At 36.4% G+C, this 22,144-nt stretch carries 23 protein-coding genes; 8 read left to right on the plus strand and 15 right to left on the minus strand.

The genetic code is table 11. The annotated features are described in order from the left end of the window. Window positions 1-8: 8 nt before the first annotated feature. Complete coding sequence (locus CIL03_RS07890) at window positions 9-1,292, plus strand: glycosyltransferase family A protein (RefSeq protein ID WP_240508023.1); 1,284 nt, start codon at window positions 9-11, stop codon at window positions 1,290-1,292. Window positions 1,293-1,376: 84 nt separating this feature from the next. Here CIL03_RS07890 and CIL03_RS07895 read toward each other — a convergent pair whose 3' ends face one another. The 5 genes from CIL03_RS07895 to CIL03_RS07915 form a co-directional block, all read right to left on the minus strand. After that, a complete protein-coding gene (locus tag CIL03_RS07895) occupies window positions 1,377-2,501 on the minus strand; it encodes a DegT/DnrJ/EryC1/StrS family aminotransferase (RefSeq protein WP_094885293.1) in 1,125 nt (374 codons plus the stop codon). A gap of 19 nt (window positions 2,502-2,520) precedes the next feature. Continuing rightward, entirely contained in the window at window positions 2,521-3,822 is a 1,302-nt protein-coding gene (locus CIL03_RS07900) for a nucleotide sugar dehydrogenase (protein WP_094885294.1), read from the minus strand. 141 nt (window positions 3,823-3,963) lie between these two features. Then, window positions 3,964-4,971, minus strand: coding sequence for a glycosyltransferase family 4 protein (locus CIL03_RS07905; RefSeq protein WP_094885295.1), 1,008 nt, complete (start codon window positions 4,969-4,971; stop codon window positions 3,964-3,966). A gap of 55 nt (window positions 4,972-5,026) precedes the next feature. Next, window positions 5,027-6,253, minus strand: coding sequence for a glycosyltransferase (locus CIL03_RS07910; protein ID WP_094885296.1), 1,227 nt, complete (start codon window positions 6,251-6,253; stop codon window positions 5,027-5,029). A 28-nt stretch (window positions 6,254-6,281) separates the two neighbouring features. Next, window positions 6,282-7,475 (minus strand): glycosyltransferase, encoded by a 1,194-nt coding sequence (locus tag CIL03_RS07915; protein WP_165767916.1) that lies wholly within the window; start codon window positions 7,473-7,475, stop codon window positions 6,282-6,284. 456 nt (window positions 7,476-7,931) lie between these two features. Between CIL03_RS07915 and CIL03_RS07920 the strand changes: the two genes are divergently transcribed. Both CIL03_RS07920 and CIL03_RS07925 read left to right on the plus strand, forming a co-directional pair. After that, window positions 7,932-8,687, plus strand: a complete 756-nt coding sequence (locus CIL03_RS07920) for an SDR family NAD(P)-dependent oxidoreductase (protein ID WP_094885298.1) — start codon at window positions 7,932-7,934, stop codon at window positions 8,685-8,687. A gap of 26 nt (window positions 8,688-8,713) precedes the next feature. Beyond that, window positions 8,714-9,694, plus strand: coding sequence for an NAD-dependent epimerase/dehydratase family protein (locus tag CIL03_RS07925; protein ID WP_094885299.1), 981 nt, complete (start codon window positions 8,714-8,716; stop codon window positions 9,692-9,694). Between the two features lie 231 nt (window positions 9,695-9,925). Here CIL03_RS07925 and CIL03_RS07930 read toward each other — a convergent pair whose 3' ends face one another. Further along, window positions 9,926-11,164, minus strand: coding sequence for a glycosyltransferase (locus CIL03_RS07930; RefSeq protein WP_094885300.1), 1,239 nt, complete (start codon window positions 11,162-11,164; stop codon window positions 9,926-9,928). A gap of 258 nt (window positions 11,165-11,422) precedes the next feature. Between CIL03_RS07930 and wecB the strand changes: the two genes are divergently transcribed. Continuing rightward, window positions 11,423-12,505, plus strand: coding sequence for a non-hydrolyzing UDP-N-acetylglucosamine 2-epimerase (wecB, locus tag CIL03_RS07935; protein ID WP_094885301.1), 1,083 nt, complete (start codon window positions 11,423-11,425; stop codon window positions 12,503-12,505). 128 nt (window positions 12,506-12,633) lie between these two features. Here wecB and CIL03_RS07940 read toward each other — a convergent pair whose 3' ends face one another. Genes CIL03_RS07940 through CIL03_RS19970 form a run of 3 tightly spaced genes read right to left on the minus strand, consistent with a single transcriptional unit; the run spans window position 12,634 to window position 15,334 of the window. Further along, entirely contained in the window at window positions 12,634-13,656 is a 1,023-nt protein-coding gene (locus tag CIL03_RS07940) for a D-glucuronyl C5-epimerase family protein (RefSeq protein ID WP_094885302.1), read from the minus strand. Window positions 13,657-13,714: 58 nt separating this feature from the next. Beyond that, entirely contained in the window at window positions 13,715-14,395 is a 681-nt protein-coding gene (locus CIL03_RS19965; protein ID WP_206207678.1) for an N-acetyltransferase, read from the minus strand. Window positions 14,396-14,410: 15 nt separating this feature from the next. Next, on the minus strand, window positions 14,411-15,334 hold the full coding sequence (locus CIL03_RS19970) for a glycosyltransferase (protein WP_206207679.1): 924 nt from the start codon (window positions 15,332-15,334) through the stop codon (window positions 14,411-14,413). A gap of 137 nt (window positions 15,335-15,471) precedes the next feature. Here CIL03_RS19970 and CIL03_RS07950 point away from each other — a divergent pair, with 137 nt between their 5' ends. Further along, window positions 15,472-16,410: a Gfo/Idh/MocA family protein gene (locus CIL03_RS07950; RefSeq protein ID WP_094885303.1), complete on the plus strand. Its 939-nt coding sequence runs from the start codon at window positions 15,472-15,474 to the stop codon at window positions 16,408-16,410. A 213-nt stretch (window positions 16,411-16,623) separates the two neighbouring features. Here CIL03_RS07950 and CIL03_RS07955 read toward each other — a convergent pair whose 3' ends face one another. Next, on the minus strand, window positions 16,624-16,839 hold the full coding sequence (locus CIL03_RS07955; RefSeq protein ID WP_094885304.1) for a hypothetical protein: 216 nt from the start codon (window positions 16,837-16,839) through the stop codon (window positions 16,624-16,626). Window positions 16,840-16,852: 13 nt separating this feature from the next. Beyond that, entirely contained in the window at window positions 16,853-17,155 is a 303-nt protein-coding gene (locus CIL03_RS07960) for a DUF2642 domain-containing protein (RefSeq protein ID WP_094885305.1), read from the minus strand. Between the two features lie 315 nt (window positions 17,156-17,470). On the opposite strand from CIL03_RS07960, the gene CIL03_RS07965 reads away from it, so the two are divergent. Genes CIL03_RS07965 through CIL03_RS07970 form a run of 3 tightly spaced genes read left to right on the plus strand, consistent with a single transcriptional unit; the run spans window position 17,471 to window position 18,256 of the window. Beyond that, a complete protein-coding gene (locus tag CIL03_RS07965) occupies window positions 17,471-17,692 on the plus strand; it encodes a heavy-metal-associated domain-containing protein (RefSeq protein WP_094885306.1) in 222 nt (73 codons plus the stop codon). Between the two features lie 41 nt (window positions 17,693-17,733). Beyond that, window positions 17,734-17,895 (plus strand): HAD family hydrolase, encoded by a 162-nt coding sequence (locus CIL03_RS20340; protein ID WP_338061879.1) that lies wholly within the window; start codon window positions 17,734-17,736, stop codon window positions 17,893-17,895. 16 nt (window positions 17,896-17,911) lie between these two features. Next, the gene (locus tag CIL03_RS07970; RefSeq protein ID WP_338061880.1) at window positions 17,912-18,256 is read left to right on the plus strand and encodes a hypothetical protein; all 345 of its coding nucleotides are present in this window, start codon (window positions 17,912-17,914) and stop codon (window positions 18,254-18,256) included. 202 nt (window positions 18,257-18,458) lie between these two features. Here CIL03_RS07970 and CIL03_RS07975 read toward each other — a convergent pair whose 3' ends face one another. The 4 genes from CIL03_RS07975 to CIL03_RS07990 are packed head-to-tail and all read right to left on the minus strand — an operon-like array spanning window position 18,459 to window position 22,065. Next, on the minus strand, window positions 18,459-19,238 hold the full coding sequence (locus tag CIL03_RS07975; protein ID WP_094885307.1) for an energy-coupling factor transporter transmembrane component T family protein: 780 nt from the start codon (window positions 19,236-19,238) through the stop codon (window positions 18,459-18,461). Next, the gene (locus CIL03_RS07980) at window positions 19,219-20,889 is read right to left on the minus strand and encodes an ABC transporter ATP-binding protein (protein ID WP_094885308.1); all 1,671 of its coding nucleotides are present in this window, start codon (window positions 20,887-20,889) and stop codon (window positions 19,219-19,221) included. The genes CIL03_RS07975 and CIL03_RS07980 overlap by 20 nt, the downstream gene beginning before the upstream one ends. Then, window positions 20,886-21,473, minus strand: coding sequence for an ECF transporter S component (locus tag CIL03_RS07985; RefSeq protein ID WP_420855398.1), 588 nt, complete (start codon window positions 21,471-21,473; stop codon window positions 20,886-20,888). The genes CIL03_RS07980 and CIL03_RS07985 overlap by 4 nt, the downstream gene beginning before the upstream one ends. Next, window positions 21,457-22,065 carry a YkoF family thiamine/hydroxymethylpyrimidine-binding protein gene (locus CIL03_RS07990; protein WP_094885310.1) on the minus strand — a complete coding sequence of 203 codons (609 nt, stop codon included), beginning with the start codon at window positions 22,063-22,065 and terminating at the stop codon, window positions 21,457-21,459. The genes CIL03_RS07985 and CIL03_RS07990 overlap by 17 nt, the downstream gene beginning before the upstream one ends. Between the last annotated feature and the right edge of the window lie 79 nt (window positions 22,066-22,144).

Here is a 22,144-nt window from a genome sequence, read left to right on the forward strand (position 1 = left end):
GAGGAATAATGTTGAAAGATATAACGGTCATTCTTGTTCATTATTCTAATCAGCCTATATTGAACAAGGCTTTAACCTCTTTAAAACAAATCGGTTCCAGGCTGGAGAAAGTAATTGTCATTCAGGAAAGGCAAATACCCTTAGGCAGTACGGATGGATGTGAATGGTTAGAAGGATTCGAATCTATTATTGCCGACCATAGTGATATTGGGATAACATTGAATAATATCATTCAGCAAATAACCAGCAAATACGTATTATTTCTTGAAAAAACTGACTATCTATCATCATATGATGTTATTGATTCCATGCTGCCATCAGATCAAAGACCAATTTTAGGAACGACCTATTACAATCAAAACATAGCAATTCAGAGACCTTTCCTCGTTCTTACCTCATACCTTCAAAAGGGAAACTTGTTACCTGATTACGAGGTCCCATTCAAAGAGTCACTTTTATCAGCCTGGCTTTCAAGTATCGATAACTCCAATAAAACCTTTAAAAATGGTTTTGTTAGGCAATTAGGAAAAAATAGTTCAATAAATACTTTAAAGAGAAATGAGTTTATACAGAAATATCAGCTTGAAAAAGTAAAAACAAATCATCCAAGCCTTTCCGTTATTATCTCAAATTATAATATGGAAAAGTATGTAGGAACAGCCATTACTTCATGCCTGCTGCAAAATGAACAATTGGAACAGATTTTGATTATGGATGATGGATCTACAGACAACTCCTTAGAAAAGCTTAGGCGATGGAATAATGAGGAGCGGATAATGGTATTAAATAAAAAGAATGAAGGGAAGGCAAGGGCTTTAAATGATTTATTGCCACATGTTACTTCAGACTTTATATTGGAGCTTGATGCTGATGATTGGCTTGATCCGGATGCTGTTTCCATTATTAAAAAACATTTATCAGTTCTGCCTGATGATGCATCAGTATTATACGGGAATTTTAGAAAGTGGAAACAGTTAGGAACGGATGTCGCTTTTAAAGGGATAGCGAAAGGAACTGTCATCAATGGGAAAAGGGACTTACTCACATATCGTTTTCCGCTTTGCCCAAGGATTTACCGGACAGTTTCATTAAAAAGCGCAGGAGGATTTCCGGTTAGTGAGTTTGAAGATGGGAGGCTTTATGAAGATGTAAGTGTATTGCATCGATTATTAAAGAAGGGTTCCAGATTGTTGTACCGTGATTTTACAGTATATAATGTACGAGAACACAAAGAAAGTATTACAAAAAGTCATCCTGCAAACTGGAATGACTTTTTAAAAACATTAAAGTAACCAAGGAAGCATATTTCTTTATATTGGAATTTAAAGGCCAGTAAAGAGCAATTTCTTAACTGGCCTTTGTTCTGGAGAAAATCCCTATGGAGCATCCTTTAAAAAATCTTTAATTGTTGAAATAATATGATCCTGTTTTTGATATGACAGCATTGGGAAAATAGGAAGTGCCAGTACTCTGGCTGCTGCTTTCTCAGCAATAGGGAAATCACCTTCTTTATAACGAAGGTACTTGAAAGCCTTCTGCAGGTGTAGGGGGATGGGATAATAAATAGCTGAGGCAATATCATTACCTTTTAGTTTTGCGGCAAGGTCATCTCTTTTATCTAATTCAATACAATATTGATGAAAGGTGTGTTCCCGGTTTTTTGGAATTGACGGAGTTTTTAAGAATGAAGTAAGTTGCTCCGTATATCTTTTAGCGACTTCTTTTCTTTTATGCAGAAAAATATCCAAGTAATATAATTTAACCAGTAAAATTGCTGCCTGGAATTCATCAAGTCTGCTGTTCATACCAATAAGGGAATGGTGATATTTTGCTTCAGACCCATGATTCCTAAGTTTATAGATCCTTTCATAGACTTCCTTTTGATTTGTTGTTATAAGCCCGGCATCACCAAATGCGCCTAGATTCTTGGACGGAAAGAAAGAGAAACAGCCAATATCACCGATTGCTCCAACCCTTTTACCGTTATATTGGGTTCCAATAGCTTGGCACGCATCTTCTATAACTCTCAGATTATTATTTTTTGCGATTTTCATGATTTCCCTCATATTCGCGGCTTTACCATACAAGTGTACTACCATTATAGCTTTAGTATGTGGGGTTATAGCTTCCTCAATTTTGGAGGGATCTATATTATAGGTATCTTCTTCGATATCAACAAAAACTGGCCTTGCACCTGCTTGGACAATTGCTTCCCCAGTAGCAATGAATGTAAATGGTGTTGTGATCACTTCATCACCTGGTCCAATGTCTAATGCTTGAAGCGATAATAATAAAGCATCTGTACCATTAGCAACTCCAAGTGCAAAGGAAGCACCTACATATTGCGCCACTAGTTTTTCTAACTTTTCACCTTTTTCCCCCAATATATATTCACCGCTGTCCAGAACCTCTATGAGCATTTCTAATATAGGTTTTCTCAGCAGGTTTAATTCTTCTTGTAAATCTACCATTGGTATCTTATTAAGCTTGTTGGTTGACATTTTATTTAACACACCCCCTTTAAAGTCCAATCCCTTCATATTTAATACCTAATTGGGATATTTCATCTTTATTTAATTTGTTCCGTCCATCCAAAACAAACTTGCAATTACTAAATTGGCTGAAGTCAATCTTTGAGTATTCTTGATGGAATGCCTGGAGGATGACCACGTCTATTGTGGAAACTGCTTTGTCATTCAGGGATATTGGTTTAACACCATATTTGGTTATTTCACTTTCCGTAAACTGTGGGTCGTTCACAAATAGATTTGCCTTTTTATTCCTAAGTTGTTCTATTAATAGCAATGCTGTTGATTTTGTCGGTTCCTTTACGTTTTCCCTGTAGGATAAACCTAAAATTAAAATGTTTTTATCAACAAATGATTCTATTCCTCTTTCAATCTTAGAAATTGCATATTCAGCCATGTTGTCGTTAATTTTTCTGGACAAAGGGGTCAGCCCTTGATTCAATCCTTTATTTATAAAAAAATATGGATAGATAGGAATGCAATGGCCCCCAACGCCAATGCCTGGAGAATGTAAATGGGAATAAGGTTGACTATTACTTGCCACTATTACTTCGGACATATTGACGTCTTTTTTTTCTGCAAACTGGGCAAGTTCGTTAGCAAGTGCGATATTTACATCACGATACACACACTCAGCCACCTTAGAGAATTCAGCAGTTTCTAAGGAACTTACTTCAATCAATTCGCAGCCGATTGCTTGCTTATAAAAGTTTGATGCTAGTTCAAGGCTTCTCTTATCTAATCCGCCGACGACCTTTGGATAGTTCTTTAAATCCTGGAGAATCCGATTTGAATACACTCTCTCAGGACTATAAGCAAGGTGAAAATCCCTTCCCAATCTCAAACCTGAAATTTCTTCTATTCTCCTCCCGAACCTATTTTTTGTGTCTCCCGGTGGAAGTGTTGTTTCAAAAATTACCAATGATCCTTTTTTTAATCCGTTGGCGATATTTTGAACCGCTCCATCAATAAATTGGTAATCTATATTGTTTTGGTCATCAACTAAGACTGGAACAATCACAACGATAATATCCGCTCGGGCAACTGCCTCGGAAGTTGATGTAGTTGCTGATAATGTTTTATTTGTTTGAGCAGTTAGTATCAAATGATCTAGTCCAGGCTCATTTCGTATATGGGATTTTCCCTGGTTTATTGTTTTTACGACACCTTTGTTAATGTCTGCACCGAAAACCCTATATCCATTATTGGCAAAAACAGCAGCTAAAGTTAGTCCAATTTTCCCGAGGCCAACAACCGCAACAGTTGGTAGTGATGGGCTTTGTTCTATCAACATATAATCAACCTCATTTCTATAGTAATTAAGACGGTTATGTCATAATTTATGTTGATAAAATCAAAGTGACTGTGCTTTTTCTACATTATCATTCAATAGTTCGAAGATGAAAATAAAAACTTTGCTTCAATGTAAAGGGCTTTATAAATTGTTATAAATTTTGATGTAGCGCTCCGCTACTACAGGAATATGATGATTCGTTTCAACATACTGTCTTCCTTTTATTCCAAGTTCTTTCTGCTTTTGCGGATTTTGTATAAGATTTTTTAATACATTTGTTATATTGGTAGGATTTGCATTTACCACAGGGAACCCCGCTGGATATTTATTCACTAAATCCTCCCTAATATAGCAAATAACTGGTTTTCCAAAAGCCATTGCCTCTGAACTGATATAACCATATGAACCAATTCGTAACTGGTCAATGACGATATCCGATTGGGCAAGAAGCAGTTTTGTTTCCTCATAGGATTGGCCTTCAATTAACTTAAATTGAAATGGTAATCCTGAACGCTTCAGTTCATTTACTGCTTTTAAAATGAATTCTGTTCCTTTAAGGTTACGTGAAGTTGGAGCGTGTACGATGAGGGGATTAGACGATCCTATATCTAAATATTGTGGTTTAAATTGATTTACATCGATTGTATGAGGGACCACGTGAGTGTACTTATATGAATTTGAAATATATCCTTCCAATTCATAGTCTTGAACAATTGCATGATCGATATAGTTTGATAGAAGGGAGATGTTTTTAGAAATTCTTTCCTCTGTCCATTCAGGCTTTACACGAATGAAGGGATTATTATAACCTTTAGCAACTGACAGTAATCTTATGTCTGAACCGTGATGATGAACCACCATTTTTTTACCTGCGTTTTTCAACAAGTCTAAGTCCCTTTTATCATGAAAAAATGTTTCACCAAAGTGAAAATGGAAAATGTCATATTCGTGAATGACTTTTTCAAAGAAGTCCTTTATTTTTCTCTCTCTTTCCTGTCTAGAAAGCAAATTAAGCTTTAAACACATATCAGGTTTAAAGTTGAATTTATTTTCATCAAAGTGACAGGAAGTGGCATCAACTCCTTTTGTCCGTAATGCTCGGCATAATTCAATCATGGGAGATCCATAAGGAATATGAAGTACTTTCAAAGGTTTTTCCCCTTTCCGGATTTTGGTATCAATAGATTATTCCAGTTACAACGTTTCACATGATTTTGGCTAACCGCTTATAAATGGTGAATAGTCTTTTTTCCATGTGTTCCCAGCTAAATTTCGATTCCATTACCCTTCGTGCATTGAGACTCATCTCACGGAGTTTGTTTTTGTTGGAATGGAGAAATTGGAGCGCTTGAAAATAATCCTGAGCAGTAGCCTGCATCTTTTTGACGGTATATCCGCATTTATATCTTTGAATGAAATGTTCCATATCTTTACATTGATTCACTAAAACAGGGACACCATTATTCAAATAGCTAAAGAATTTATTAGGCATTGCAAACCGGTTATTCAGGGAATGGAGTGCGTCTAAATCTACCCACCCCAAATCAACATCCTGTAAAGCATTAGGAATTGTATGATAATCTAGCCATCCAGAAAAAATAACGCTCTCTTGTAAGTGTTGCGGTATTGTATGAGTGAAGTCCTGTTTCGGGTTAATCTGTCCACCAATTATTTTGACTTTTAGATCAAACTTTTGATTACATAATTCCAATACCTCCATTAATTTACTGAAATTCCCTCTTTTTCGATTCATGACACCTTCATATGCAATAAGAAAATCAGATTTTTTATCTTGAACTGGTTTGTATTTAGGTGCCAATGGTGGGGAGTTGTAGATCACTTCTACAAGGAGCTGCGGATCTATGGAGAGGTACCATGATTTAATCGATTCCGATACTGTTATGACGCAGTCTGTTTCTATTAGCATTTTTTCGAGCATCTGCATTTTGACTACTTTTGTTTTGTGGGACTGTAAACTTAATGGATCAGGTTCTAATTCATGACTGTCGTAGATTAATTTGATATGTTTTCCCTTTGAGGTTAGAGCACGCTTGATTCCAATGCCTGAATAAAGCGAAAAAAATTCATGAGCATGATAGAAATCCGCTTGTTGAGCGATCCCTAATGTTGTTAACGGATCGGTAAAACGAGTAAATTTTCCAGTTTGAAGGTTGTAATGAAGGCTTTTGATATTCTTTTCAGGATTTATCTGTTCATAAGTGATTACTCTGATTCCCTCATAGATAAATGTCTGTGATTGGAAGCTATCCCTATAGACACTGCCGTCCACATCAAATAGATTACCATTTTTTCTAGGGACGATCATGGTTACCTCATATCCTTGTTTCATCAGGCTTTTGGCTTCTTTTTTAAAAATACGTGCATCCAAAAAAGGATGTTCTGTTACTAAAAAACAAACATTTTTCCCCATTTATTATCCTCCCCGCTGCAAAATCGGCCTATCGTAAAAGGTATTGGGTTCTGTTAGTCAAAAATGACTTATAAACCTTAATGTACCGATTCTCCATATGGATCCAACTGTATACATCCACCATTGCTTTTCGAGCATTTATACTCATCTGTTTTAGTTGTTGTTTATTTTTATAAAGATGCATTATTCCTTTGACATAATCGGCAGGAGCAGGATTTAATTGATTGATAACAATCCCGCACTGATGAGTATTTACAAATTTATCCATATCACTGCATTTGTTCACAACAACCGGGATGCCATTGTTTAGAAAACTAAAAAATTTGCTTGGCATCGAAAAAGCATTGTTAAGTGAATGAGAGGGGTCTAGATCAATCAAACCGATATCCACATCCGATAATGTAGCTGGAAGAGAATGATAAGGAACCCAGCCGGAAAGGTTTACTTTAGTCTGTAAATGTTTTGGTATCGAAATTGACTCACCATACCTTGGTCCACCAATAATCTTAAATTGGAAGTCGGTGACCCTGCTGATGGAATCAGTAATTGAAACAATCTTTTGGGTTGTTGCTTTTGATAAATTCCCTTCATGTGCTGTTACAAACCGGTCAGTATGTTCCCCCTTTGCTTTAAAGCTTGGGGTGAGTGGTGGAGAATTATGGATGACCTCCACGGAAAGTAATGGATCTATAGATAAATACCATGATTTAATAGAGTCGGACACCGTTAGGATATAATCAACCTCTTTTAAGTTTTCAAGCAGCATCCTTCTCCATTTTTGCTTTGTTTCTTCATTTATATTCAATGAAAATGAATCTGGTATGAGCTGCCGGCTGTCATAAATTAATTTAGCGTTTTTCCCCTTTTGTTTCCGTAATACAACTTTAATTTCCTTCCCATAAAAAAAAGAATTTAATTCATGAGCTTGATAAAAATCAGCATTTTCTTTTAGCCCTAATTGATAAAGGGGGTCTAATAAAGGATTTTCTGTTCTTTTTTCACTATCATAGGTTACTATCTTAATTCCCTGATAATGGAAGGTTTTTCTTCTAAAACGATCCGTAAATGGCTTCCCATCTATATCAAATAAATAACCATTTTTTCGAGGGGCTATTATGGTAACCTCATAACCATGCTTGAGAAGACTTTTAGCCTCACATTCAAAAATACGTGCATCTAAAAAGGGAAGATAACATAAGAGCATACAGACCTTTTGTTTCAATTTTAATCCCTCCATCTATATTTCTTCCATTGGTATGATCCCTAACTATTTTATTACTCTAATAAAGTATTAACATTCTTATGGAATTATTCATACAAATAAGGTAAATGTGTTTTATAAAAGCTTGTTGCTATTTTGGCTGTATCATATCTCCGTGAAAATATACTCACTTTCTACGGTCCTGCAAGTCTTCTTAGCTAGTCCCTCGTTGCTCAAGAATTTCTCACTTATACTTCCGAGCGGGACAAGGAAATCTTCGGCAGAATTATATTTTCGTGGGAAATGGTATGCATTTTTAAGGGCATCTCACATATTTATACTGTTGGTGAGCATTCATAATCCTACAAAGGCTACACTTTTCCATTAAAAACAACAAACTTTGTAGATAGAGCCTTTTAAAATTTCTCTACTGCAATAAATAGTAAGATTACAATGAATGTACTGGGGAGATAAGAATTGGATTTAAATTTAAAAGGAAAAAAGGTGTTGGTAACTGGAGGAACAAAGGGAATTGGTAAGGCTATAACTGAATCTTTCTTAAAAGAAGAAGCTCAAGTTGGAATTACAGCAAGAAGTAATACTGAACTTTTAAAAATGAAAAAAGATTTGGGTGTGCAAATTTATCCAAAAGATTTAGCAAAACATGATGCCAGAGAACAATTGATAAGTGAATTTTTAGGTGATTTTAACTCCATCGATGTTCTTGTTAATAATGTTGGGGCAAGCCATGGCGAAGGGGTTTTAAAAACACCTCCAAGAATTTTTGAAGAAGCAATGGATCTTAACTTCCTCTCTGCTGTTCATCTAAGCCAGTTAGCTAGTAAACAGATGATAAATAAAGGGCAAGGAGTAATCATAAATATTTCTTCCATATACGGAAAAGAAGCAGGTGGTTTACCTTCTTATAATGCCTCGAAAGCTGCCTTGATTAGTTTTACAAAATCTTTTAGTTCTGAGGTAATAAAAGATAATGTTCGCGTAATTGGCATTGCACCAGGTGCTATCTTCCATCCAAATAAAGAATGGAGTCGCCGATTAGCTCATGATCCCGACTTTTTGGAAAAATATGCTCGGGATAGGATTCCGGCGGGTCGGCTAGGGAAGACAGAAGAGATTGGAAATGTTGCAGTATTTTTAGCATCCGATAAAGCCTCCTGGATTGTGGGGTCTACCGTTACTGTTGATGGCGGGCAATCTCGATTAAACTTTTAATTATTAGCGGAAGGGAATGGATAAAGTTGAAACGACCATCACTTGTAAACAGTACTGTTTTAATTGTTGGAGGGGCTGGTTTTATTGGAAGTCATTTGGTAGACAAAATAGTAGCAGAAGGGGCAGCCCAAGTTATCATTGTTGATAATCTCTTTACTGGGAAAAAAGAAAATATAAAAAATGCATTAAGAAATGGTGCGGTCCTTCATGTGGATAATGCTGAGAATCAAGAGACACTCAACTATATCATGGAAAAGTATGATATTGACATAGTATTTAACTGTGCCACTAAAGCATTAAATTATTCCTTTTTAAATCCTTCTAATGCTTTTATGACAAATGTTTTCGTCTTGAAGAATCTATTAGAGCTCCAAAGAAAGAATGCATTTCAAACGTTATGTCATTTCTCCTCATCAGAAGCGTACGGTTCATCTCAGTATCAGCCAATGGACGAACAACATCCACTTATACCGGAGACAACATATGCTGCAGGAAAAGCTTCGGCTGATTTAATGTTACAGTCATATGTTAAAATGTTTGATTTGGATGCATTTCTTGTAAGACCTTTTAATAATTATGGCCCCAGACAAAGTTTTGAAGGAGATCTAGCTGGTGTAATCCCCATCACAATTAAAAAAATAGCAGATGGAGATGCTCCTGTGATTAATGGATCCGGTAAGCAAACAAGGGACTTTATTTATGTTAAAGATGCTGTAGATATGGTAACAAAGGTTTTTCCTATTATACCTCCCGGTGATTGTGTAAACATTTGTACAGACCAGCAATTATCAATTGAGAGTGTAGTTCAAACGATAATGGACGTTATGAATTATAAAGGGAAGGCTCAAAGATTACCTGTTCGAAAAGCAGATGTTATTAGCCATAGGGGATCGGTAAAAAAGTTAGAAAAGATGGTCGGCCATTATACTAAAACACCTTTTAAAGATGGGATAATAAATACTGTAAATTGGGTTAAAAACACAAAAAATATTATAAATAAACCATAATTAGTGTTAAATATGTGGAACACTATCAACAAGCATAAGTGAAATAATTTATTTACTAATAAGTTGAAAGCTCTAAAACTGAATGCGGATGTATATAATGTCCATAAAAGTTAAATAAAGTGAATCCCCATTGCTTAAAATATTTGCCCCTAAAGGTTAGATTTTCCCTCTAACTTTTGGGGGCAGTTCTAGGAAGGGACATTTTTATGGGGTGAGTTATGAAACATACTGTTAAGTAGAAAACAGTACTTCTTTATTGGTCAATTGATGATAGACTTTCTCTAACCTTACCTCCATCTTCTCCCAGCAATAGATTTCTTCCATTACCATTCGGGCATTCAAGCTCATTTCTTTTAGAAGAGGTTTATTTTTATTGAGATAAAGTAGGGCGTTTGCATAGTCCTTTGCCGTAGCTTCGGTTTTATCAATAATTAAGCCACATCGATGTGTTCGTATAAAGGATTCCATTTCATGGCACCGGTTAACCAAAATTGGAATACCATTATTTAGGTAACTGAAAAATTTATTTGGCATAGCATAAGTACGGTTAAGGGAAAACTGTAGCTCCTCATAATCAATCCAACCTACATCCACATTTTTCATATGTTTACTAATAGAGTAATAATCCACCCAGCCTGTTTGTTGGATTTTATTTTTTAGTTGGTCTGGAAGATTCAAAGAATCACCATATCGCGTTCCTCCAATGACCTTAAATTGAAAATCAATTTCTTTTGAACAGATTTCTGTGATTTGAATGATTTTATCTTTACTGCCTCTTTTATAGTCAATGTTTCCTTCATAACATGCCACCAGGCCATTTTCATGATAACTCTTTGGTTGATAATCCTTTGTTAGTGGCGGTGAATTATAAACAACATCAACAGGTATTGTGGGACTTTGAGACAAAAACCATGATTTTATTGAGTGAGAGATAGTAATGATATGATCAACCTCTTTTAGCATAATCAGTAGTTTTTCTTTTAAATTATTTTTTAATTTCTCTGGAATTCTTGAATCAAAGGGGTCTGGAGTCAGTTCATGGCTGTCATACACTAATTTTACATCCTTGTTTCTTTTCTTTAACATCCTTTTTACTCCAATACCGGCAAAAAGAGATAGATATTCGTGTACATGATAAATATCTGCTTCCTGCAGTATTCCCAGTTCTGTTAAAGCGTTTTTAAACCCCTCCCTTTCCCAATGGTCTGTACGGGACAACACTTTATTTAATGGGTTTCTACTATCTTCATAACTATATGTCACTATGTTAATCCCTTCATGGTTAAATGTTTGATTTAGAAATTGATCTTTGAATGGCCTGCCATCTATATCAAACAGAAATCCACTTTTTCTTGGGACAATCATAGTTACATCGTATCCCAGTTTTTTTAAACTTTTTGCTTCCTTCTTGAAAACTCTCGAATCTAAAAATGGGTGTTCAGCTACGAGCATACATACCTTTTTAGACATTAAACTGCTCCTTTTTTAAATAATGTTAGTTGTTAATACTTTCTATGATATTTACATTAAGATGAAATCATGTTTGGAAAATGATGAAAAGCTAAAATCAATAGCTATTAGCCAAACCAAAAATTAAACATTACGAATATAATGGATTAATCGTTTCTTAACATAAGAAAGCATAAATTCTATGGTTAATCTTAGAAGGAATGTTAAAGCTTCCGACTCGAAGCGATAAATCAAACTTTTCCAAGAAAGGAGAAAGAAATGAAAATCTTAACAGTTGTAGGAGCGAGGCCCCAATTTATAAAAGCAAGCATGTTGTCTAAGGTTTTAAAATCTAATTCAGAAATAGAGGAGGTTATCATACACACTGGACAACATTACGATGATAATATGTCTTCTGTTTTTTTTAAACAATTGAATCTCCCCAAACCAGATTACTATTTAGGAATAGGATCAGGATCTCATGGAAAACAAACGGGAAAAATGTTGGCAGAGTTAGAAAAAGTTATGATTTCTGAAAATCCGGATCTTGTATTAGTATATGGGGATACAAACTCAACCCTTGCTGGAAGCCTAGCTGCATCCAAACTTCATATTCCAATAGCCCATGTAGAATCCGGGTTACGGAGTTTTAATAAAAAAATGCCAGAAGAAATTAATCGTTTAGTCACAGATCATCTCTCCAATTGGTTATTTTGTCCCTCACAGGCTGCGGTTAAAAACCTGAAAAGGGAAGGTATTGTTGAAGAGATTTATCAAACAGGAGACATCATGTATGACTCTGTTCTTCATTTTAAACCTCAGGCTTTACAACAATCCACTATTCTACAGGAGCTTTCGCTTTCAAAAAATAATTATCATCTTGCTACCATTCATCGGGCAGAAAATACGGATAACCCCGATCGTTTAAAATCGATTCTTAAAGCACTTCAGCAATTAAAAATGGAAATCGTTCTTCCATTACACCCCAGAACCAAAAATAGAATAAAAGATTATAAATTAACGGATTTAATTTCTGTACCACATATCAAGGTAGTAGAACCTTTAAACTATTTTGATATGTTGACGATAGTTTCAGAAGCAAAAGTAATTTTAACTGACTCTGGGGGCTTACAAAAAGAAGCTTATATGCTGCAAGTTCCATGTATTACACTTAGGGATGAAACAGAATGGGTTGAAACTGTACAATCTGGCTGGAACTACTTGGCAGGCGCTGATACACTAAAAATAGTAAATGCTGTAAAGGCGATTCAAGTCCCTAAGAAATACCCTCCACTTTTTGGAGATGGAAAAACAGCACAAAAAATAAAGGAGATTCTGGAGCAAGCATTTGATGAAAAATAGCATATATTCTTAATTTCATGCTCTATTCAAGAAAAAATGTACAATTAGCTATAAGGGGTGAGTTTATCTCACCCCTTATAGCTAAAAAGATAGAATAGATGGGAATTTAGGTTGGAAATTCTATGGTGTCAATTTTCTTTCCCTTTTAAATAATTTTTCCATCTTATTAAAGTTTCCCTCATTTTTGGATCTTTTTCAATGGAATATAATGCAGCAAGTAAATGAATATGAGTAATATGATATCCCCATTTTGCTACATTTGGGTAACCTCCATCAGTTGTATAATGTGTAAGATCATACGCCGTTCGATTTCCTAAATCGTATAATGGAAGCATTCTTTTTAATGAAATAATGCCTTCTGCATACAATTTTTTCGTAGTTCTATCGTTTGTACCTTTATATAAATCGTATAATCCAATTAAGGAAAACATAAAACCATTTAGAATATAGCTTGGAGGATCTGTTGGACATTCTTCATAGAATGAAAACTTATTCTCAAATTTGCTTAGAATGCCACTTTTTTTGGACGGTGTTTTAAATATCCATTGTGATTTTAATGCACTGTTGCAATATTTACTATTACCCGTTAGGTAGGATGCACGTGACAAAACGGACATCGCCATCCCTAATCCTATCGCTGAATACCATGGGGCTTTTAGTTTAGTGAGTCTGCTGGGGTAAAAATCAAGATCAAAAGAATAACTCCAACCGCCCTTACGATCTTGATGATTTAAAAACCAATCAGCGACTATTAAGAATTTATTTTTACTGGTTGTATCATTGTTTTTTAAAAATAGGCTAAAATGCTGAAGGCCGTAATGAGCGATTGTAGAAGGGTTATAGTATTTTCCAAAAGAATAAATTGTTTTTGGGATTCCATTATTGTCAAATTCAACATTCCAATTTTCTACCTTGTTTTTATCATAATGCAGATAATTTCCTTTATAATCATATTGATCAATTTCCAAAAACTTTGCTTTAGTCACGTGAACCTTTAAAGTTTTCTCTGTTTCTATCCATTCTTTTTCAGAGTTGTAACCTTTTTCTAATAAAGAAAATGGAATAAAAAATTCATCTCCTATTTTCTTTCCCGTTGCCTTAAACTGGTCGTGCATCACCACTTTAATATCATCGTTTGTATTTGGTTCCAAGTAGCTACACCTCTCACATTTGGATCTTTATACACATTTAGACGGCCAAAATAGGGGGTTAAGATTTAATATTCCTAGCCGGAACACCTGCAGCAACTATATTATCTTCTAAATGCTTTGTGACAACCGCACCCGCGCCGACGATGGTGTTTTCGCCAATGGTAATACCTGGCAGCAATGAAGCATTATTTCCGACTTTCGCTCCCTTCTTAATATATGCTCCTTTTAAAGAAAATGCCGCGGCTCCCATATATTTATCATTGGACATAGATACACATGGACCGATAAAAACGTGGTCTTCCAATGTAGTATCACCTGTTACGTAGGCTTGAGTTTGAATGGTGCATGATTTCCCGATCTTTGTATTCAACTCGACGATAGCTGCCCTTCCAATCACTGACTCCTCGTCTATATTCACATTTTCCCTAATACTTGCGTGATCTCCAACAAATACATTTTTTCCAATTTGAGTACCAGAATAGATGGAAGCCAAATGTCCAATCCTTGTACCAGCTTGAATGACTAGTGAACTATCAGCTTTGGAAACCTTTCGCATTCTAGGATTTACAGCCGGTTTTATACCTAACACGCAATTACAGCCAATGGTGACATCATCTTCTATTTGGGTGCCTTTTAAAATAACTGTATTATGGCCAATCACAACATTTTCCCCGATTTTAACATCCTCTTCAATGACTGCATGATTTCCTATTTGTGCACTTTCAGGAATGGTAGACAAGTGAAAATCTCCTCCTTATTGACGAATGATAGTTTTGATTTTTTTTACAAGCTGTTGAGCTCGTAATTTAACAGTATGCTTCGAATGAACAAAGTGGTATCCCTGTTCAGCAATTTTTTGTCTTTTTGATTCATTTGCCAGGTAATAAGAAGCTTTTTCTTTAAAATTATTTTCATCTATTTGCACGAAATGAAATCCGGGGATAAATCCGAGATCCTCCAGTTCTTTGAAAGTAGGAGCGAGCAGAAGCGTTTTGCCTGCAAGTACTTCGAAATATTTAGCGACAGGGTATTTCAGAATGGAGGGGGTGGTAAAGAATATTTTTGCACGGTTGATCTCTTTGGCATAAGTGTGACCGATAAAACTTTGACTTTCCTCCTTTTTACTGAACTCTCGATAACCTGGGTGGCTATGATAAACAAAATCCGAGTCTTTTGAATACGCATGGATTATTTTTTGCCGCAGTGGATAATAGTCATTAACCGCCCCCATCATTAATAAATTGATATCCTTTTTTAGACCATAGTCCTTATGTAATTCATCACTGAAAAAATTCGGGAACCATTCCATATTATTTTTAAACTCTGGATAAATACTTAGGGATTTATCTCGGACAACGGTGAATATGTATGGAATCTTGTTTTTATTTATATAGTCCCTTCTGAGTTTTAGAAATCGGTGAACGTCATTTACAAACAAGCCTGTGGGAATATTGATGTTAGAAAGTCCTTTAATCATTGGTGCCATTTGCCTGTCTAAATCATTTAACAATAAAATAAAATTGGGACGGGCAGGTAATTGATTTAAAATATAGCTAATATGCCCCGATTTCCGCCATATCATCAAATTTACCAGCTTCTTCAGTTCATTTTCCAGGTAAAAATAGTTTTTTGTCAGCATTCTTGATGTATCCTCGGAAATAAACAGTACATTAATCATTTCCTCACCTCCATAGCTAGAAAGAATTAGTCCAGCAGACAAACGCCAAATTTATTATGTCGTTATGATAGTCTATCTCTTTTTAATACTGACGCATATTATAAATTAGTAATTTATTTTGAGTGAGGAGAAATAATATGAGAGTCGGTGTGATTGGGACAGGAAATATGGGAGAAAACCATGTACGAACATACCTATCAATACAAGATCGATGCCAGTTAATTGGCATCTATGATAATGATGAAGAAAAAAGGCAGTCGATTGCTAAAAAGTATAACGTAAAACAGTTTCAATCGGTCGATGAGCTTCTTAAATCAGTTGATGCCGTTAGCATTGCTGTACCAACAGAATTTCATTATGAAATCGGCATTAAATGTATTCAGCATAAGGTCCACATGTTGATGGAAAAACCAATTACCAGTACTGTCATCCAGGCCAAAAAGTTAATCAGCAAAGCCCGTAACGCTGGAGTTATCCTTCAAGTGGGACATATTGAGCTTTTCAATCCGTTAATCCAATTGCTTACGAAGGAAATAGAAAATGAAAATATTATTGGAGTCGCCTTTCATAGAATGAGTCCATATGATGAGAGAATGCAAAATGTTGATGTTGTAAAGGATTTAATGATTCATGACATCTATATTTTATATGAACTTCTGGAGGATGATATAGTAGAATTATATGGTCTTGGAAAAACAATTGATGGCACAACAAAACATGCAGTGGTTATTACAAAATCAGCATTGGGAGTTACTGCACAATTGACCGCAAGTTTTAAATCAAAAAGGAAAATCAGGAAAATTCAAATCCTTACCGAAGAAGCTTTAATTGAAACAGATATCCTAAATAGGGAAGTCGAAATAACGCAATCAATGATTGAGGATTCAACTAAAGCAAAGGTACCTGTTAGGCAAACGATCCAAATTGATGATTCCGTACAGCCGTTACGTGTTCAATTATTGGATTTTATAAATTGTATCCAACATGGAATAGCCCCCTCTGTTTCAGGTGAAGACGGGTTAAAGGTTCTGATGACTATCAAGAAGATTAATGATTTAATCAATAAAAATATCTAAATTTCTTCGAATGCACACGTTTTGAATTAAACACGTGCATTCTTTTTTATCCCACGTCAATGAGCGAATTTGGGGATTTGTTTCACTTGCTATGTATATGTTTTTTTATATTTATTATTACAAATTATCTGCAGTGGCATTTAAAAGTTATAAAAAAACTCCGGACTTGAGCCGGAGTAATTTATATCTTGCTATCCCTAAATGGTGGTAAAACTATACAACTGCCGTAGGAAAACGTACAAAGTTAATTGCGTCTATTGATATATACATTTTCACATTGTCTCCGTATCCACTGGTAACCTCAATTACTAGAACTAATTCTGGAGTGACTGTTGTGAGGATTCCTTCTATCAAATTATTATCCGTTGTTACTTCAACAAATGAACCGATGCGTCTGGCTAATTCAGCGGCAAAAGTTTCATTGAACATTTACATTCCTCCTTTACAATTCACTGACCAGTTCTATTTTATCAATCCGGATCAGAACTTGATTTCCAGTGGGTTCAACAAGCAAAATATAATCCCTTCGTACAGCTATCAGTGTACCGTCTACCACTCCATAGGGAACTGTGATAGCCACCTGTTCACCTATTAAAGATAACAATACTTCCCTAAGTGTTGTGGGAAAAGGCGGGTATGGTACCCTATCACCTGAATGACATTTACTTTTGGTATCTGGCCCGTCTTTATAGTAGCTTTTCTTGTTAAAGGGATTAGCATTACCGTAACGCCTGTATGAAGCCATATTAACACTCCTTTCTTTTGCGTTATACGATAACTTATGGTTTTTTCTACCAAGCAGATTGTACACATTCACTAGAGTTCTCGAAATTAAAGAAACAACCTATAATTAAAGGGTTTACATAGACAGGAAAGTTTTAATAGTGTAATAGCTGAGCTGGAAAAGAGAGATAATGTGACTACCCTTAAATTCTAATCGGGAAATTTTAGCTACCTGTTACCCTTAAAATAAAGGTTCTAAATCTTGACCTGCGTTAAGGAATCGATTCGAAAAGGCATCTATAATGAAGATAGAACAAAACAAAGGAGAGAATGACAAATGAAAACAGTTAAATTCCAATTAGAACCACTAACTTGTCCATCTTGTATTAAAAAGATTGAAGGTAAATTAGGAAAAATGAATGGAGTAGGTGAAACAAAAGTAATGTTTAACTCCAGCAAAGTAAAAGCAACCTTTGATGCAGAACAGGTAACAGCTGAAGAGTTACAGAAAACAATAGAAAAGCTGGGATATCCAGTACTATCAAGCAAGATTGTATAGGTAATCAGAGCTGCACTGGCAGTAGGAGCAGCTCATTAATCATGCTGACAGGGGACAATACACATACCGCTGAAAAAGTGGCTGGACAACTTGGGATCGACCAGGTTTTTGCAGAAATGCTGCCAGAAAATAAGGTTAACCATATTAAACGATTGAAGGCTAAAGGGTACCGTGTTGCAATGGTAGGGGGACGGTATCAATGATGCACCTGCAATAGCATTGGCAGATGTAGGGCTGGCAATGGGTGCAGCGGGAACAGCTGCCGCATTGGAAACTGCAGATGTTGTACTAATGGCTGATAAACTTAACAAAATTCCATATGCTCATTCACTGGCGAAAGCAACTGTCCGCAATATGAAGCAAAACATGTTTTTTGCAGTTGGAACTGTAGCATTGCTCTTGGCAGGAGTATTATTAGGGAAAATATTCCTTGCATCTGGAATGCTGATTCATGAGCTTAGCGTGTTGATTGTAATTTTAAATGCAATCCGTTTGGTGAGATATAAGCAGCGTGGGGTAGATGGTGAAAAAGAAATGAAACTAGTAATACCTGGGACTAACTAGTAAAAGAAAAATTTACCCATACTCCTTTGGATAAAAAAAGGGCAAGCTGCTACTAAGCTTGCCTGTTTTTTGTGAATTGTAAAGCGTATATAAGGCTATGTTCAGAAATCTACAAGATGCCCAGCTCCAACGCCCAGCGACTAGCATGACACTCTTGCAATAGTTGATGAAACAGATGCATATTCCGACTCTCCTGGTCATCCTATATCTCCCCATTATACCAATTGAAGTAGCCAAGTTTTATTGATGTATAAACAGCTGTCGTAAAAGCGGCTAACATAATGATAATGAATAGCCAATCTTTGGATGTAATGGTAAAGCGCCTATAGAAAGTCCTGCTTTTATCTCCAGTAAAGCCTTTTGATTCCATGGCAATTGCAGTTCTTTCAGCTTTACGGATGGCACTGGCCAATAATGGGATTGAATAGCGTTTATATTGTTTTAACCTTTCTTTTAAAGTGAGCACTTGATTAACGCCACGTATTCGATGTGCTGCATGAATGACTGCTAATTCATCCTTCATCATTGGCAGAAACCGATAGCCGGCAAGGACTCCATAGGCAATTTTGGGTGGCAGTTTCAGCTGTTGAATCAAACTCAAAATAAAATCAACAATATTTGTCGTGAAGATAAACAGCAAAGACAAAGAAGCTACACTTAATACCCGTAATGAAAGTGCTATTGCTGTCAGAAGGGATTCCCTGGGATATTCCATACCTAAAACGGAAATGATATCTTCCGGGTTTTTCGGTGTATCTGCGAAAACAATGGTGGTCCATAACATTCCAAATGCAAGAATAGAAAATGGGATGAAATATAACAGATATTTTTTTACATCAACCCTGCCGCCGATAAAGGTAAGACTGATTGTAAATAACAATAAAATAAATGGTGTAACAGGATCAAAAATGAGGGCAAGCAAGATAACAATCAGTCCAATGGTTAATGCCTTTATACTTGGATTAAGATGATGTAGAAACATAGTTTTGCCCCTTTTCCCATCTTTTTTTAAGCTGTACTGGTATAGGGATTTCCAGTTGCCATTGGTTCAGTTCTTCTGGTGCTTTATTCCATAATTCCTCTGGAGTGCAATCAGCTGCAATTTCTCCTTTATCCACTGCAATAACCCTTGTTGCATAGTTGTTTACGAGCTCCATGTCGTGTGTAATCATTATGATGGTTGTTCCCTTAGCGTAGCGTTCCTGCAGAAGCTTCATTAATTCCAAGTTGGAGTGCGCATCCTGGCCAAAGGTTGGCTCATCCAAAATAAGCAGCTGCTGATTATTTATAATCATGGTTGCCACACTTAAGCGGCGTTTTTGCCCCTGACTCAATGTATAAGGATGTTCATTTGCGTACTCAGGAATTCCACAGATATTCAAAATAGAATGGACATTTTTCTTGATTTCTTCCTCTGTTTTATTCTGTATCCTTAAACCAAAAGCTACCTCATCAAAGACAGAATTTGTTATAAATTGATGCTCCGGATTTTGAAAAACATAGCCGATTTCTTTACGTAAATCAGATTCTCTCCAATTTTTAATTGGTTTGCCTTTAACTAGAATGGTGCCTGATGAGGGTTTTTGTATTCCCGTCATTAACCGGGAAAGGGATGTTTTACCACTGCCATTTGCACCAACAATTGCAATGAATTCTCCCTCATAGGCTGTAAGTGAAATAGCTTTAATAATTTTTTTGTTGTTTTTAGACAAGCTAATATCTGAAGCATCCAATAAAACATTTGAGCGTAATGAACGGACTTGCTTCATGTCTTTCCATTCCGTCTGACTCCACAGAAATTCCTGATTAGAGAATTCCTCTATCGTTAACGGGGGATTTTGTATTACTTTTGGTGCATGCTGCAATAGGTACTGCGTAATTTTAGGAAGCCAAATACCTTCTGAATCAAGCTGGTGAATTTGATCTTTTATCGCATTTCGTAACGTTCCATCATAAAAAATCTGACCATTTCTATTTAGAAGCAGACATCTTTCAGCAATTGCAGTCCAGCCATCCAGTTGATGTTCAATGATGATAACAGAACAATTGTTTTTTTGTTTTACATTGTGAATTGTTTGAATTAAGTCCTTTGTTGCAACAGGGTCCAGATTTGCTGTTGGTTCGTCTAAAATAAGTAAAGCTGGTTCAAGGGCAAGAACACAGGCGAGTGCCAGTTTTTGTTTTTGCCCGCCGGAAAGCGAGTGAATCTTCTCTTTTTTTAATGGCAGCATATGAACCATTTCCAGTACCTGGTTGATCCTAGACTCCATCAGTGAAGGAGGAAAGCTAATGTTCTCAAGGCCAAAAGCAACTTCATCCTCTACCGTAAGCATGCAGAATTGCGTTTCCGGGTCCTGAAATACAACTCCGACCTGCTGGCTCAGCTGGCCGGGGAGGTAATCTGCTGTTTGTTTACCATTGATCCAAACATCCCCTTGTAAATTTCCATCCAATTCCTTGGGATAAATTCCATTCAAACAAAAAGTCAATGTGCTTTTACCACTGCCGCTTGGTCCGAGCAGTAACAAGCTTTCTCCTTGATCTAGCTGGAAGCTGACATCTGAAAGAATGTTCTTTTCTGGCTGATTGTCAAACTGTAAAGAGAGGTGATCGACTTCTACAAAAGCCTTCATGAGGCATTTTTCCTTCGATATTCTTTTCCTAAAGCATAGCTGTTGAGGACACCGGTTTTGGCCAAACCATCACTTAAGGCTTTTCCTAATAATCCGGCAATCAGAGCCCCGCTAATCACACGTGCTGCAAACATTGCCACGACATATCCGGTAGACAGGGCAGCATAACCACTCATGAAATAGCCGTAAGCAAAACTGGTTATACCTGATCCGGCACCAGCAGCCATAAGCACCCAAACAGAATAGTTTTTCCAACGGGTGGCAGCAAAGGCAGCCTCAGCGCCAAGTCCCTGTATCATGCCGGAAACAATCAGCATTGGACCAACAGCGTTTCCAATTAAAACTTCTACCATTGCAGCAATAGTTTCTGACAGAAATGCTGCGCCAGGCTTCCGGAGAATATATGCAGCAATGATGGAAACGATAAACCAAATTCCGAAAATAAGATCATAGCCTATTGGTCCAAAGAGGCCGACAAGTATTTTTCCTACAGGTAAAAAGGCAAGATAAACAACAGCAAAAACTACGGACAATGCTGTCAAAACAACAATTTCTTTAAAACGCCAGTTACTCAATCGGATCATCTCCCTTATGTGAAGGACTATTTGCTGAAATGGATACAGTCATTACTGTGTGGCTGGAGCCTCCCTCAACAGTCGCTTTAAATACTTGTTCCAGGCCATTAAATATTCCGATGACATCACCTTCGAGGCGAGTCGAATAATGAGCAGGGGAGACAGCAACATGTTTTTTCATTGCTTCAATCTGCTCATAAATAATATCCATATAATTTCCACCGCCAAGAGGGTAGAGTGAAAATTTGGCCGCAGCATACTGTTTAATGTCCTTTACCTGCTCAGCGTTTAACGGACTATCATCTTCTGCCATATAAACATCCCCTGTAGAGTCTCCTGGGCATCCCAAGGAATAGGTTGCCTGAAACGCTACGTGAACTCCGGTTTTAGCCGCATGTATAAAGATTGCCTTTGCTGCGTCAAATACATGAACCAGTTTTCCACGGATGGTTGTTGTAACATCATCTGTTTTTACGTGTACCTTTGAAATGTCTGATTCATTGATAGCACCTTTAATAATTTCAATGAAATTGTCACTCATAGGGTGAATCGAAAAACTGACTCCAGCAATATTACTTTTTGCACAAGACTCTCCTGTCATAGAAAATTCCTCCTGTTTCGACGAGGCCTGGCCAGCCCTTGGTTTGCCGAACATTATTTTTTGCCATAAAAAAACTGCA

Source organism: Virgibacillus indicus, assembly GCF_002266285.1.
In the GTDB taxonomy this organism is placed as follows: Bacteria; Bacillota; Bacilli; order Bacillales; family Amphibacillaceae; genus Virgibacillus_K; species Virgibacillus_K indicus.

Excerpts from the sequence above, each read along its gene's own strand:
- CIL03_RS07890 (WP_240508023.1), top strand. The coding sequence starts at position 9 with ATGTTGAAAGATATAACGGTCATTCTTGTTCATTATTCTAATCAGCCT.
- CIL03_RS07950 (WP_094885303.1), top strand. The coding sequence starts at position 15,472 with ATGAGAGTCGGTGTGATTGGGACAGGAAATATGGGAGAAAACCATGTA.
- CIL03_RS07985 (WP_420855398.1), bottom strand. The coding sequence starts at position 21,473 with ATGATCCGATTGAGTAACTGGCGTTTTAAAGAAATTGTTGTTTTGACA.
- CIL03_RS07990 (WP_094885310.1), bottom strand. The coding sequence starts at position 22,065 with ATGACAGGAGAGTCTTGTGCAAAAAGTAATATTGCTGGAGTCAGTTTT.
- CIL03_RS07975 (WP_094885307.1), bottom strand. The coding sequence starts at position 19,238 with ATGTTTCTACATCATCTTAATCCAAGTATAAAGGCATTAACCATTGGA.
- CIL03_RS07980 (WP_094885308.1), bottom strand. The coding sequence starts at position 20,889 with ATGAAGGCTTTTGTAGAAGTCGATCACCTCTCTTTACAGTTTGACAAT.
- CIL03_RS07900 (WP_094885294.1), bottom strand. The coding sequence starts at position 3,822 with ATGTTGATAGAACAAAGCCCATCACTACCAACTGTTGCGGTTGTTGGC.
- CIL03_RS07895 (WP_094885293.1), bottom strand. The coding sequence starts at position 2,501 with ATGTCAACCAACAAGCTTAATAAGATACCAATGGTAGATTTACAAGAA.
- CIL03_RS07965 (WP_094885306.1), top strand. The coding sequence starts at position 17,471 with ATGAAAACAGTTAAATTCCAATTAGAACCACTAACTTGTCCATCTTGT.
- CIL03_RS07930 (WP_094885300.1), bottom strand. The coding sequence starts at position 11,164 with ATGTCTAAAAAGGTATGTATGCTCGTAGCTGAACACCCATTTTTAGAT.
- CIL03_RS07910 (WP_094885296.1), bottom strand. The coding sequence starts at position 6,253 with ATGGGGAAAAATGTTTGTTTTTTAGTAACAGAACATCCTTTTTTGGAT.
- CIL03_RS20340 (WP_338061879.1), top strand. The coding sequence starts at position 17,734 with ATGCTGACAGGGGACAATACACATACCGCTGAAAAAGTGGCTGGACAA.
- wecB (WP_094885301.1), top strand. The coding sequence starts at position 11,423 with ATGAAAATCTTAACAGTTGTAGGAGCGAGGCCCCAATTTATAAAAGCA.
- CIL03_RS19970 (WP_206207679.1), bottom strand. The coding sequence starts at position 15,334 with ATGATTAATGTACTGTTTATTTCCGAGGATACATCAAGAATGCTGACA.
- CIL03_RS07955 (WP_094885304.1), bottom strand. The coding sequence starts at position 16,839 with ATGTTCAATGAAACTTTTGCCGCTGAATTAGCCAGACGCATCGGTTCA.
- CIL03_RS07960 (WP_094885305.1), bottom strand. The coding sequence starts at position 17,155 with ATGGCTTCATACAGGCGTTACGGTAATGCTAATCCCTTTAACAAGAAA.